This window comes from Xenorhabdus sp. PB61.4 (assembly GCF_963894935.1).
GTDB lineage: Bacteria > Pseudomonadota > Gammaproteobacteria > Enterobacterales > Enterobacteriaceae > Xenorhabdus > Xenorhabdus stockiae.
The window spans coordinates 1-15,346 of the sequence record NZ_CAWQJR010000008.1 but is presented as its reverse complement, the minus strand read 5'-3'; the positions used below and the strand labels follow the sequence as shown (position 1 = coordinate 15,346).

4 protein-coding genes are annotated in these 15,346 nt (G+C 41.1%); 3 read left to right on the top strand and 1 reads right to left on the bottom strand.

Features of this window, described 5'->3' with window-relative positions; translation table 11 throughout:
- Positions 1-178: 178 nt before the first annotated feature.
- The 3 genes from AACX68_RS01210 to AACX68_RS01200 all read left to right on the top strand — a co-directional run bounded on the left by AACX68_RS01210 (position 179) and on the right by AACX68_RS01200 (position 13,894).
- Positions 179-7,861: a Tc toxin subunit A-related protein gene (locus AACX68_RS01210; protein ID WP_228860362.1), complete on the top strand. Its 7,683-nt coding sequence runs from the start codon at positions 179-181 to the stop codon at positions 7,859-7,861.
- Between the two features lie 61 nt (positions 7,862-7,922).
- Complete coding sequence (locus tag AACX68_RS01205; protein ID WP_228860361.1) at positions 7,923-12,479, top strand: SpvB/TcaC N-terminal domain-containing protein; 4,557 nt, start codon at positions 7,923-7,925, stop codon at positions 12,477-12,479.
- A gap of 344 nt (positions 12,480-12,823) precedes the next feature.
- Positions 12,824-13,894, top strand: coding sequence for an AraC family transcriptional regulator (locus tag AACX68_RS01200; RefSeq protein WP_228860360.1), 1,071 nt, complete (start codon positions 12,824-12,826; stop codon positions 13,892-13,894).
- A 45-nt stretch (positions 13,895-13,939) separates the two neighbouring features.
- On the opposite strand, the gene AACX68_RS01195 is transcribed toward AACX68_RS01200, so the two are convergent.
- The gene (locus AACX68_RS01195) at positions 13,940-14,281 is read right to left on the bottom strand and encodes a hypothetical protein (protein WP_339389251.1); all 342 of its coding nucleotides are present in this window, start codon (positions 14,279-14,281) and stop codon (positions 13,940-13,942) included.
- Between the last annotated feature and the right edge of the window lie 1,065 nt (positions 14,282-15,346).

Sequence of the window (15,346 nt, the reverse complement as noted above, 5' to 3'; positions counted from 1 at the left end):
GCATAATTCAATAACCCTTTGTTATAGTTCCTCTCTAATAAAAATTATATCTTTTGCATATTCACATCACCATTAACAGGATTTAAATACTCCTTTTTTAGTATTTAAACCCTGTCTTTCATATTGTATTTCCATTACAGAAATACGATAAGCCCCCCTATATTTAAAGGAAATAAAAATGAATAAGTTTCACGCACAAATCCCAGAGGCTTTGAGAAATAAATGTAGATTTTATTGTTCTTCGGATATTTGTCAGCGCTCATTTGAACAATTCCGTCAGGAAGTCCGTGAACATCTCTCTTGGTCAGAAACCCGTTCTTTATATGACAATGCATTAGAAGATCAAAAAAGTCATCGCCTGTATGAAGCTAAATTACTTTCTCGTGCTAACCCACAATTACAGAATGCCATTCATCTGGCAATGAATAATTCTGATGCTGTTCAATATAGCTATAAAAATGAATTCGGTGACCGAGCTAATCAATTTGTTGCTCCGGGTTCTGTCGCATCAATGTTTTCACCCGCGGCCTATTTGACTGAGCTTTATCGCGAGGCACGGAATTTACATGCTGAAGATTCCCCTTATCATCTGGATAAACGTCGCCCTGATTTAAGCACGTTGGCATTAAGCCAGCAGAATATGGATAAAGAAATTTCTACTTTGTCACTGTCCAATGAATTATTGTTGGAAGGCATTAAGAAGAAACGGGGATTAGAAGATCAACCCGCTGTAATGAAACACCTTTCTACTATACGGGCTACAGATTTCGCTCCTTATCATAATGCTTATGAAACCGTTCGCCAAGCGATAAATTTACACGATCCTGAGCTGAAACAGCTTACTGCATCCCCTGCTGTGGCTAAATTTCTACCTCCCGCCTCTTTACTGGCAATGCAGAATACTATTTCTCCAGTCGCGTTTGAGAACCTAAAAAAGGAACTTCCTGAAAATGTTACCGAAGAGAATGCCGAAGAGCTTTTTAAGAAATATTTTGGTGATGTTTTACCAGAAACGGCAGTCACTCCAGACCATTTAAAAAGACTATCAATTAAGTTTAGTGGCGAAGAAATCGAGCAATTTAAAGAAATTGGGATTCTTTCCCGTGTAAACGAATCGCCTGAACAGAAAAAACAATATATCGATAATAAGCTTACTATCTCTGTAAAAGGAAAAGACAATTCAATTGGTTGTTATGAAATTACCAGAACGCACATAGATTCAGAAGAAACGATTAAAAGGTATGATTTATCATATTACCATCAAGAAAATGTTATTGAACTATTTCCTCAAGGAGATAATCACTACAAATTGGTATGCTCGCTGAAAAAACTAACCACTTATTATAGAGCAGAGCTTTTAATTCCTCGCTTTGAATATGAAGGAGACAATTATGGCTATCTCGCCACAGTAGAATTAAATCCAACTGAAAATATAGATAAAAACATAACCATAGAAGTTGATATAAGCGATCAAGTAAAGAATTTATCTATCGATTTTCTTTCTTTAAGTCATTTCAAAATAATACTGCTTAAGCAACCTGACTCAGAGTCAATTAAGGAGGAAATAGTAGCATCATCAGAGTTTAAGATAACCAATCTGATTAAAAAGGATCAACTAAATCTAGTAAAACTATTCAATAAAATCAAGCTATCACGTTTGATAAAAATCCCATTATCCCTTAAAGATATTTCCGATAATCAGGAAATAGAAAAAAGGGTTATGGATACATTTTTCCGGCCACATACTTATATGCATCGCTATGGTATTACTGCTGAAAAAGCAACTGTACTATGCAATAGCGTTATTTCTGTTAAAGCTAATAAAAGTCAATCCAGCCAGTTTGATCGCTTGTTTAACACGCCATTATTGGATAATGATACGTTTTCTACCGATAACAAAGAGATTGATTTCACATCAAGTCACACACCGGAACGGTATAAAACTATACTAAAGCGCGCCTTTAATGTAGATGACATCGCCTTTTATCACCTACTAGACGTTGCAATTGGTCATAAAGGAAAATTCTTTGTTAATAACCAAGAAAACCTTTCTGCATTGTATCGGACTAAGTTATTGGCAGAAACACACCAATTAAACCTGGTTGAATTAAAGCTACTGCTGACAACACTGGGTAAGAATGATGCCTTCTTATCAGGGATGAATAATAACGATCTGGCAGAATTAATTGATAATATTTATACCATCACACAGTGGTTACAGACCAAGAAATGGAATGTCTATCAGTTATTTTTAATGACAACTGATACCTATGATAAAACCCTGACACCAGAAATTCAGAGTTTACATGATACGGTCTCACATGGTTTACAAAGCTTAGATAATGCTAAGAATCAAACCACTAAGCCTGTTTTATTAGAAAAAATGGCACATTTTATTGCCGCCTCCCTGCAATTGCCCTCGGAGAATGTCGCTCATTCTATTTTATTGTGGGCTGATAAGCTCAAACCCGGAAACGGTCAGATGACAGCGGAAAAATTCTGGAGCTGGCTGAACCCCAAATATCATTCAGAAAATAAAGATTCTGTTGTCACTCAGGAACACGCTGTGCAGTATTGCCACTGTCTGGCACAACTGGCGATGATTTATCGTACCCTTGATTTGGGTGAAACCGCATTCCAATTGTTTGTGAAATCGCCTGAATATTTTGGTATATCATCCGACACAACACGCACTCCGTTTTCATTGATCACACTCACCCGTTTTTCTGATTGGTTCCATTCGCTGGGCGAGCAGGCTTCTGTCATATTGACCGAGTTTACAAAACAAACGTTGACCGCAGAACAATTAGCCCATGCCATGAATCTGGATATAGAACTGCTGAAACAGGCTAATATTCAGGCATTTCCTTCTGTAAATACAAAAGAACTTAAGCATCCTGAACATCTGGAAGGTTTGAGAAAAGAACTAGAATACATTATGTTGGGTTTGAAAGATCTAAACGACCCCAAAATTCCGAAAAATTATCTGGAAAATTTAAAAAAAGACCACCTGAAAAATCTTCTGAAAAATTTTCTGAAAAATCCACAAAAAATGCTGGACGACTTGAATGAGTTAAATTCCTTAGAAAATCTGAAAGAATTTATCAAAAATTTCCTGGAGGAGCTGGACGGTAAAGAACAAGAAATTATCCTCACCAATTGGCCGTCAATCGATGCGACGTTGCAATGGGTTAATCTCTCACAAACATTCAATATTCCCCCTCAGCATCTGGCTTCATTGGTAGATTTGCATCGTAACCCTGAGTATGCTAACTGGCAAAAAGCAGCCACTTTGCTGAGAGCTGGTCTGGATAACCAGAAAACCAATACCCTGAATGATTACCTTGATAAAGTACGTAGTACCGCATTAAGTCAGTACTATATCCTTGAGGTTGCCGATTCTGCCCTCCATATCAATACCCGTGAGGATCTCTATCAGCACTTATTAATAGACAATCAGGTTTCTGCTTCCATTAAAACGACCCGTATTGCTGAGGCCATCAGTAGTATTCAGCTCTATATCAACCGTGCCTTGCAAAAAATGGAACTTGACGGATTTAAGGCTGATGTCACCACCCGACAATTTTTCATGGATTGGGATAAATACAATAAACGTTACAGCACCTGGAGCGGTGTTTCCCAGTTAGTTTACTATCCGGAAAACTATATCGATCCAACTATGCGTATCGGGCAGACCCATATGATGGATAATTTACTGCAATCCATCAGCCAGAGTCAGTTAAATACGGATACCGTGGAAGATGCTTTTAAAACCTATCTGACCGAATTTGAAAAAATTGCCAATCTGGAAATTGTCAGTGCTTATCATGACCATATCCATAATCATGAAGGGCTGACTTACTTTATTGGGCAAAGCAAAACAGAAGTGGGTGAATATTACTGGCGTAGTGTTGATCACAGTAAATTCTCAGAAGGTAAATTTGCCGCCAATGCGTGGAGTGAATGGCATAAAATTGATTGCCCAATCAATCCACACCGTGCTCTTCTCCATCCCGTGATTTATAAATCTCGTCTCTATCTGGTATGGCTGGAACAAAAAGAACAAGCGCAACAAAATGAATTAAAAAACGCAACAAAACATTATTACTATGAGCTTAAATTAGCCTATATCCGTTATGACGGTACCTGGAATGCACCACTGGTATTTACTCTCCCCAAGGAAGCAATCAATTTACTGACACAAAATAATGACTCTATCAGTTTATATTGTGCGCATTGCCCAGATAATAATACCTTACTGGCAATGCTGCATAAGACTGAAAAAGAAACTAAAGACTATAAGAATAATTCCAAAAAAGTTCATGGGTTATGTATCTCTGCTGATATGAATGCAACAGAGATGAAGGAATGGGGTCATTATCATGCCAGTGGTCATACTCATTTTGATACTGTCGATATCAAAAGAGTGAATATCCCTTGCACAAAGAGTCAATACACTTTATCCAGAACTTCAATAGGACACAGCAATTCCAACAGTTGGGGAAAATATGGATTAACTCAGCTCAGCGGGGGAAGTATTTCAAATATTTCACTGACTGGTTCAAAAATGTCTCTTTCCCCCAAAATATGTATTGCTTATCGTGGAAAAACAACGGCATTAAAGAAACAGTGCGACCTGATGATAAAGCATGGCAAGGTTGGCGATAAATTCACAATCTATACCAATATCAATCAGGGCACACCTCATATTTATCCTGTGTATCAGCATAATGGAAACAATGCGAATCGCTTACTGTTCTCAATAGCAGGCAACAAAAAGAGCGGTGAACATTATGCATCCGTCCGTCTTCATGGTGGTTCAAACAAGGATAGTGGGAAATTCAGCGATCATGAAGGGTTTATAGATAATAAAAATAACAGTGGAGATATATTCAATAAGGATTTCTCCATCATGCTTACTCAACAACAGAGCACTTATTATAGCAATGTTGATTCTCATGAATTACAATCTTTTCCTTTCCCTAGTGATTCTTATTGGCCCCAGTCTTGGGAAAGAAGACGTGACCCTTTCGATTGGCCTTGGTCTGATTTCCGTGAGCGGGATCGTATCACCTATTCGCAGACTTATGTCAAAAACGCCGTCACAATAAATACTGGTATCGATGTTGATAATGTAAAAATCACCATAAAATCAGGTGGTAATGACATAACGAGTTTTACTGGCAAGGAACATATCAAAGATCAGAACCCAGAAAATTTAAAGAATATCGTTTATTCATTTTCTCCTGCTGAGATTGATGTTTCTAAACTGAATTTCACAGGTAATAAAGCAAATATTGAAATTACTTTTAGCGCAGTAGCAAAAGACAATCGTAATTTAGGCTCTGAAACCTTTAATATGACTGTCTACCAGAAAATTGAATCAGAGGATAACGCCCCTATTTTTCTGCACCATGACTCAAATAGTGTGCAATATATGAAATGGGGTAAAGACTCAATTCGTCTGAATACATTATTTGCCCATCAGTTAATCAAATTAGCGGGTAATGGTATCGATACCATTCTGAATATAGAAACGCAGAAAATTCACGAGCCGGGAATAGCCGACTCAGCCGAAACTGAAATGGATTTCAGTGGGGCAAATGCGCTCTATTTCTGGGAATTGTTCTATTACACCCCGATGATGGTGGCACAGCGCCTTTTACAAGAACAAAACTTTGACGAAGCCAACCGCTGGCTGAAATATGTCTTTAGCCCATCCGGTTATACCGTGCAGGGTCATCATAAAGATTACCACTGGAATGTGCGCCCTTTACTGGAACAAACCAACTGGAACAGCCATCCACTGGATTCTGTCGATCCTGATGCCATTGCCCAGCATGATCCAACACACTATAAGGTTGCGACCTTTATGCGTACGCTAGATTTGTTGCTGGCTCGCGGTGATCACGCTTACCGCCAACTTGAGCGTGATACGTTGAATGAAGCCAAAATGTGGTATATGCAAGCCTTACATTTGTTGGGAGATATGCCGTCTCTGCCAATGAATTCTATTTGGTCTGAACCCACACTGGAAAGTGCTTCCAGCCAAACAACACAGCGTGCCCATACATTGGCACTGGCTGCGGCTCAACATAAAGAAATACCACCAGCAGAAGTGTCTGAACCACTATATACTGCAAACAGCCTCACCAAACTGTTCCTGCCACAAATCAACGAGGTCATGCTTGATTACTGGAAAAAACTGAAACAACGCCTGTATAACCTACGCCATAACTTATCGATTGATGGTCAGCCGCTTTATCTGCCGATTTATGCTAAATCTGCTGATCCTAAAGCACAGCTCAGTGCTGCGGTGAGCAGTTCACAGGGTGGCAATGAAATGCCGCCAGCTTTTATGCCGCTATGGCGTTTCCCGCACATGTTGGAAAATGCCCGTGGTATGGTTAGCCACCTGATCCAGTTTGGTTCGACCCTACAATCCATTATTGAGCGTCAGGATGCGGAGGCTCTCAATGCTCTGCTGCATAATCAGGCCAAAGAGTTAATGCTGACTACCCTGAAAATACAGGATAAAGCCATTGAAGAACTGGCTAAAGAAAAAACCGTTCTGGAGCAATCCAAAGCAGGTGCTCAATCCCGCTATGACCATTATCACGGCTTATATGAAGAAGACGTTAATGCCGGTGAAAAATCAGCCATGGAGATGAGAGCAACGTCTCAGGGCATCTCCTTGGGAACAAAAGGTTTATATATGGCAGGCGCAGCTCTGGAAATGGTGCCCAATATCTACGGAATGGCTGTCGGTGGCTCTCGTTATGGTGCAATCACTAATGCCATCGCGATTGGTAGCGAAGTGATTGCAGGTAGTCTACAAATTGCTGCGGATACAGTGGCACAATCTGAAGCGTGGCGTCGCCGTCGCCAAGAGTGGGAAATTCAGTATAAAAATGCTGATGCAGAATTGAAGCAAATCGATGCTCAGTTAGCCGCTCTGTTAGTTCGTACTGAGTCTGCTGAATTGCAAAAACAAAACCTGACCACTCAACAGAAACAGACTGAAGCACAATTAAGTTTCATGCAGACCAAATTCAGTAATCAGGCACTTTATCACTGGTTACGCGGACGTTTGGCAGCAATTTACTTCCAATTCTACGATTTGACTGTTTCCCGTTGTTTAATGGCAGAACAGGCATATCGTTGGGAAACCAATAAGCTCGAAGCAAGTTTTATCAAACCGGGTGCATGGCAAGGGACTTACGCAGGTTTGCTGGCTGGAGAAACCCTGATGCTTAATCTGGCACAAATGGAAGATAGCCATTTACACTATGAGCAACGAGCGTTAGAAGTAGAACGTACCGTGTCTATGGCAAATGTTTATAATAACCTATCTGAAAATAATAAATTCAATCTGTCAGATAAAGTTTCAGAGCTATTGCGGGATGGCAAAGGCAACTATGGTCAAAATGGTAATACCTTGAAGCTAGAGAATGCTAATTCACTGACATCACTACAAGCCTCTATTTCTTTGGCCGACCTGAAAATCAGTGACGATTACCCTCAATTCAAAAACAGAACCCGCCGTATCAAACAGATCAGCGTGACATTGCCTGCATTGCTTGGCCCATATCAAGATATTCAGGCTATCTTATCCTATGGTGGCAGCCATTCCAATCTGGCAAAAGGTTGTGAATCACTGGCCATTTCTCGTGGCTTAAATGATAGCGGCCAATTCCAACTGGATTTCAATGATGGCAAATTCCTGCCATTTGAAGGTATTCCTGTTGATGACACAGGAACGCTCATTTTAAGTTTCCCAAATGCCACGGGCAAACAGAAGGCAATATTACAAAGCCTGAACGACATTATTTTACATATCCGTTACACCATTAATCAATAAACCACTGAGATAGAGTTAACACCGATCCTGCAATTTCCGCAGGATCGGCAAGGAACCGTATATGAAAAAATCATCAACATTTAACGTTACCGAATTATCTCTGCCTAAAGGTGGTGGCAATATAACGGGTATGGGTGAAGCGATGACACCAGCCGGCCCTGATGGTATGGCAAATATTTCCCTGCCCTTACCTATTTCAGCGGGACGAGGCTATGCACCTTCATTGAGTCTGAATTACAACAGTGGCAATGGTAACGGCCCATTCGGATTAGGATGGAATTGTTCCGTTATGTCCATTCGTCGACGCACCAGCCAAGGCGTTCCACATTATAACAATACCGATACTTTTCTGGGACCAGACGGGGAAGTATTGGTTGCTGCATTAAATGAAGAACAACAACCGGATATTCGCTCTGCTTCTTCGCTGCAAGGGGTTAAATTAGAGGATACTTACACGGTTACAGGTTATTGTTCCCGACAGGAACAGCAATTTAATCGCTTCGAATATTGGCAATCACAAACCAAACCGCAACAAGATGATTTTTGGCTTATCTATGGTGCTGATGGACAAAAACATTTGCTGGGTAAAAATACCGGAGCAAGAATTTCCAGCCATCAACAAAATCATCAAACCGCGCAGTGGTTACTTGAATCTTCCGTTTCAACCCACGGCGAGCAAATTTATTATGAGTATCGTTGTGAAAACGATATGGCATGTAGTCTCACGGAGACTCAGTTACATCCAAAATCGAGTGCCCAACGTTATCTGACCGCAGTACATTACGGTAATATTAAGGCCAGTGGTGAATTATTAGGATTGGATCGCGATAAAAAAATATCAACTGATGATTGGTTGTTTCATCTGGTCTTTGATTACGGAGAACGTTCTTCTCATCTAAAGGATAAACCTGCTTTTGTCTCACCAAAAAATTGGCCATGCCGTAAAGATTGCTTCTCACGTTATGAATATGGCTTTGAAATACGGACACGTCGTTTATGCCGCCAAATTCTGATGTATCACGACATTGAGCAACTGGACTCTTCTGCCAAAAATAACAGCATAGATAAGATAGCGCTTGTTGCACGTTTAGTACTGAAATATGACGAAAAACAGGTTGCCAGCACATTAACGATGATCCAACGTGTCGGTCATGAAATCGAGAAAGACAAATCTGATGTTTTTCAATCCCTGCCACCACTGGAATTAGGCTATCAGCCTTTTGAGCTTAAACAGCCAACACAATGGCAACCGATGGAAATGCCAGCCAGTTTTTATCCTCATCAACATTGGCAATTTGTCGATCTTAAAGGTGAAGGCATTCCGGGGCTTTTATATCAGGAACACGGAGCTTGGTGGTATCGGGCGCCACAGCGATCCTCTGATAAAAACCAACCTGATGCTGTCGTTTGGGGGGACATTCAGTCCCTGCCTGCCATTCCTTCCCTGCAAGAAAATGCCAGTCTGTTTGATATCAATGGTGACGGACAACTGGACTGGGTGATTACCGGCTCTGGGCTACAGGGCTATTATAGCCAGTGCCCTGACGGAAACTGGACAAATTTCACGCCGATCCATGCTCTGCCGGTAGAATATTTCCATCCTCGTGCCCAGTTGGCAGACATCATCGGTACAGGATTATCAGACCTTGTAATGATTGGTCCGAAAAGCGTTCGTTTATACGCCAATCAACGTGAAGGATTTAATTCCGGGCAAACCGTGATCCAATCAGAGGGAATTACATTACCAATACCGGGAATGGATGCCCGTCAATTAGTCGCATTCAGTGATATTCTCGGCTCTGGACAGGCGCATCTGGTGAAAATCAATGCAACTGGCGTTACCTGCTGGCCAAACTTGGGGCAAGGCCACTTTGGGCAACCGATCACTCTATCGGGGTTTAATCTTCCAGAAAATAATTTTAATCCCGATCACGTTTATCTGGCTGATATCGATGGCAGCGGCACAACAGATTTAATTTATGCCTGTACTGATCATTTGAAAATTTTTATCAACCAAAGCGGAAATCATTTTGCAAAGCCGTATCTCTTGCCACTTCCCGAAAATATACGCTTTGATAACATCAGTCAGCTACAAATCGCCGATATTCAGGGACTGGGTGTTGCCAGCCTGATATTGAGTCAGGCTTATGGTGGACAACAGAACAGTACGCAGCACTGGCGTTATGACTTCGTCAGACAAAAACCGTGGCTGTTGAATGAAATGAACAATAATATGGGGGCTCATCATACCCTGCATTATCGCAGTTCTGCCCAGTTCTGGCTGGACGAAAAAGAAGCTTTAATCATTGCAGGCAAAAAAGCTGTTTGTCATTTGCCTTTCCCGATACATACGTTATGGCAAACCGAAATTACCGATGAAATTTCCGGGAATAAACTCATTAATGAAGTCAGGTACAAATATGGGGTCTGGGATGGTCGTGAACGCGAATTTCGTGGTTTTGGCTATGTTGAACAACGTGATACGAACAAACGTGCTCGAAGCAGTGTATCTGAACAGGTGAAAGACAGTGCATCAAAACGCGCATTTCCTGCATTGAACAAAAGTTGGTACGCCACAGGGTTACCTGCTGTCGATGATAATTTATCAGCTCAATTCTGGCAGGAAGATAAAAAAGCATTTAATTTATTTCACCCGCGTTTTACAGTTTGGGAAAAAAATGATGATCTTGATATTCTTGTCACTCAGCAAAATGACAGTTATTGGCTCAATCGTGCCTTAAAAGGCCAATTATTACGCAGTGAGCTGTATGGATTGGATGAAAGCCGACAAGAATCTATTCCCTACACGGTCAACGAATACCGTTCGCAAGTTCGCCGAATTCACGCAGCTGATAATAAATTTATTTATCAGACCTCCGTATTAGAAAGCCGCCAATATCACTACGAGCGCATCAGCAGTGATCCTCAATGCCACCAGAGTATTACCCTGAAAACGGATAAATATGGTTATCCATTAAAGCAAATCAGCATTCAATATCCACGCAGACCGCTTTCTGACATAAAACAGAGTTACGCCAAAATATTATCATTGCCCGCCAATTTGCTAGAAGACAGTGATGATAAACAGCAAAAAGTATTGAGACTGAATCAACAATTATTCAATTGGCACCATTTGGTTAATACTGAAACTCGAGTATTGGGATTACCCCATGAGACACGTCAGGATGCTTTTGTTTATGACGAGAATGAAACTCCAACCCATGGATTTACCTTAGAAAAGGTAACTGTTCTCCTGAACTCAAAGAGTTCTTCGTGGGAATACCTAGGCCAACAACGAACCTTCTATACTAATGGCTGCGGTGAAAAGCCGATATCGCAACCTACACCCCAGGCATTAGTTGCTTTTACTGAAACCGCAATATTTACCGAATCGCAACTATCATCCGTTTTCGATAGTAAAATGCCAGAGCAAAAACGTAATGCTCTTTTAACACAAGGAGGGTATCAGGAAGGAACTCTCGTCCCCTTTGATGAAGAGGAAAAAGATAAGAAAAACACCCCTAAAATCTGGGTGTCTTGTCAAGGCTACACCAGCTATGGTCGCTCTGAAGAATTCTGGCGTCCAATGACACAACGAGATTCACTGTTAACAGGTCAATGCCAGCTAACATGGGCATCTCATCACTGTGTAGTCACAGAAACCAAAGATGCGGCAGGATTCACTACCCAAGTAAAAAAATACGACTGGCGTTTTTTGTTGCCCGTTCATCTTATTGATATTAATGATAACCATCATTTTATCACGCTGGATACACTTGGACGTTTAACAACCCAGCGTTTCTGGGGTACTGAAGACGGTAAAACCGCGGGTTATTCCGAACCTCAAAATGTACCTTTCCCAACAGCAGAGCAACTCGCATCCGATTGTGATGCCACCATCAAAAAATTAGTGACACAAGGTAAACCTTTACCCGTCGCGCACTACCAGCTTTATTATCCTTTAAGCTGGATGTTCTCGGAAAAAAATAAAGACATTGATTCGTTGATCAACTCTTCTGATTGGGAGGCTTTGGATCAACAAAAAATTTTAACTGATGATGGTTATATCCGTATCCTTGCTTTACTCCACTGGATTAAGAAGCAACCAAATCATACCCTGCTGAAAGGACAGTTAGCACAACTTTCCCGTTTACCCCCACACAGCCTAACATTGACTACTGATCGTTATGATTCTGATGCCGAACAGCAAATTCGCCAGCAGGTGGCATTCAGTGATGGCTTCGGACGTGTATTACAATCCTCAATTCGTCATGAAGCAGGTGAAGCCTGGCAGCGCCATCATGATGGTAAACTTATTTCTGAGCCTCAGCCAACGGCAAATCGCTGGGCAGTGACCGGACGGACTGAATATGACAACAAAGGGCAGGTTATACGTACTTATCAGCCTTATTATCTGAACGACTGGCGTTATGTCGCTGATGACAGTTCCCGCAAAAACGCCTATTCCGACACTCATTATTATGATCCGGTTGGACGGGAAATATCGGTGAAAACTGCTAAAGATGGGTTGCGTCGAGTACAGTATTATCCGTGGTTTACGGTCAGCGAAGATGAAAATGACATAGCAGACGAAATAGCAACAAAAACGGTTAAATGACTTCTCTCTTATTTCCCCTGTCTGGCAGGCAGGGGAGCCAATTTAACCCCAATGATTGTTCAGAATAATTTGCCTAATTCTCCCAAAATATGAGTCTCCGTCCGCCATATTTCAACTAATACTACACTCGTCATCATTCTGTAATCAGCGGGGAATCCCGATGATGGTAATGACATTGTTATGTTCGTCGCCCATTCATGAATATATTCACGATGATATAGCTTCCATTTAGAAAAAATGTGGATACTGCTTATCAGAACATTGTATATACCTTATGAATTTCGGGAGTTAATCAAAACTACGGCCTGAGAAACGACGGGTATGACGTTATGAGGTTTCTGATAATGACGAGCAATCCGTGGCACAACTATTACATTGATAATAAATACGTTGATAATAAAAGCTCCGATTCAAGGTGTACGGACTCCAGATGTGCTGTATCTGCGATTGAGTCTCACCTCAGTTCTCCGGAACATCTGCTTTTTTCGTCCCGTGATCTTGATGAAACAAGATCAATGGTCGGGCGGGTGATGAAGCCCCATCAGCTTAATATGCTGGGTAGCAGCCGAAAACTACATTCGAGAATGTACTACATACCCTTTGGGAATTTTTCCATCAGCCGCCTGCATTATGGCGCAAATGTTGAAATTACACCGGGTGCGCTGGATTCCTTTTTTCTTATCCAAATGCCGTTATCAGGCTGTGCCTCGATTGAAAGTGGCGGCCAGTATATTGATTCAACCCCGAATCTGGCCTCCGTTCTCAGCCCGGATCAACATACTGCCATGCGCTGGAATGCTGATAACGATCAGTTTATGGTGAGAATTTCCCGCTCATTACTGGAACGAACTCTTGTCGGGCAATTGGGGCATCCTTTGGAGCAACCATTGATATTTGAACTGGGATTCGAATGGCAACGATGCCAGACATGGCGCTGTCTGATGCTCTACCTGCTTGAATGTACCGTTCAGGTGCCAGATATCCTGCAATATAAGCTCATTACCACTCAGATTGAACAATTACTTTCTGTCACCCTGCTTTCCGCACATCAACATAATTACAGTGGTGATCCCGCTAACCACAGAGGTTCTATCCGGCCACGGCATGTGCGGCGGGTACAGGAATATTTGCAGGCTCACGCCCACGAGCCCATTACCGCTGAACAACTGGCTCAGGTCGCGGGAGTCAGCCTGCGCAGCCTTTATTCCGGTTTCAGGGAGTTTCTGGATATCAGCCCGATGCAGTATTTACGCAATCTGCGTCTGGAACATGTCCGTACAGAATTAATTGCGGGAGAAGCAAGCAATGTTACGGGAGTTGCCCTGCGTTGGGGCTTTGCACATATGGGGCGTTTCAGTGCTGAATATAAAGCACGTTATGGAGAGACACCGAGTGAAAGTTTGCGCCGCGGATAAATACTGATAGCGGCCCAGAATGTAATAACTCCAAGCCATAGAAGATTACATAATTCGATATTTACTGCGAATACCCGCAAACAGAATCGTATTGAGTTCCTGATTATCTCCCAATGATCCGGAATCAAATAAATGTTCACGACATAATAAGACCTGTTGCACTATTTGTTCTGTCGTCATATTCCCCAATGATTTCTGCCTGCCAGTTTCGCAGAATACACAGCCAACGGCACAACCATATTGGCTGGAAATACAAAGATAAGGCAAATGTTGTTCGGTATGCTTAAAAAATGTGGATTCAACACTTTTTCTTAAATCTGAATCACTTGCCGACAGTAAATATTTTTTAGAGCCGTTGTCTGACTCCACCACTTCACTAATTATCATCTTCATACCTTCTCAATCTTTTCAACACGGTAGCGATGCCAGAGACCCTGCATATTTTCGTATTGGATAAAGTCAGATCAGATTGCATGACATCCTGATGTCTTAACCGGATCAATGAATAATTTTTTGAATTTCGTTCAGTTAAAGTGTGGAAAAATAACAAACATGACTACCCAATCATTTTCGGGATCATCGTTTTTGCGGGAAAAATAAGTTGTTTTGGCTACTGTGTTTTGTAAGGGTCACTGTTTTTGTAAGAGCCACTTTGGAATCTTGACATTGATTCCGTGGGCTAGTGATACCAAGACGTACTAACTCAGAAATTCTGGCCTTAGCTACTGCTTGAACTGGACGAAGAGATACAACGCATTAATCACAATCAGTTTTCTGTTTTAGCACAACCGAATGCAGCATAATATCATTCAGGGTTTTTCGGAAGGATTTTATGACAAAAATTCCATTTTATATCGATAGATAACTCCATCAATCTGATTATTAAAGGTTTTTATTCCTGAACTATGCGTGTAACGTGAGATCCACTCGAACTTATCGCCCCTGTCCCAGAAAAACACCACGATCAGAAGCCATTTTACAAAGCAGATACTCCCTAAGCAACGATAACGTTAGTGACCAAACTGACATTTCACTTCCACTGTGACCATATATACTATCTCGCAAAATAAGCATTATAGATGAAGAATAACACCTTGAATATGTGACCAGAATTCAGGTTAATTATGCTAAGAATCAGTTTTTTTAAGTTTTTTGATCGTTGGTGTTTTTAGTGTTTTATTCTGATTGAAAATTTAGCTGATGATTTTCTTCAGGCTGTCTGTTAGTGTGTTTACACCTTCATATAATATTGGTTACATTAGTTTTAAATAGTGCGCTAGGAATTTTTCGATTGCTGAAATGAACGGAGAACTGCATGATAACGCTGAGGAATTGTTATAAAGATGAAATTATTTTATATTGCGATATTTTCATTGAGGAATATATTAATGATTTAATAAAAAACCATCAACTCGATCGGCAGCAAGCTTATAATAAAGCTGTTAACATTAT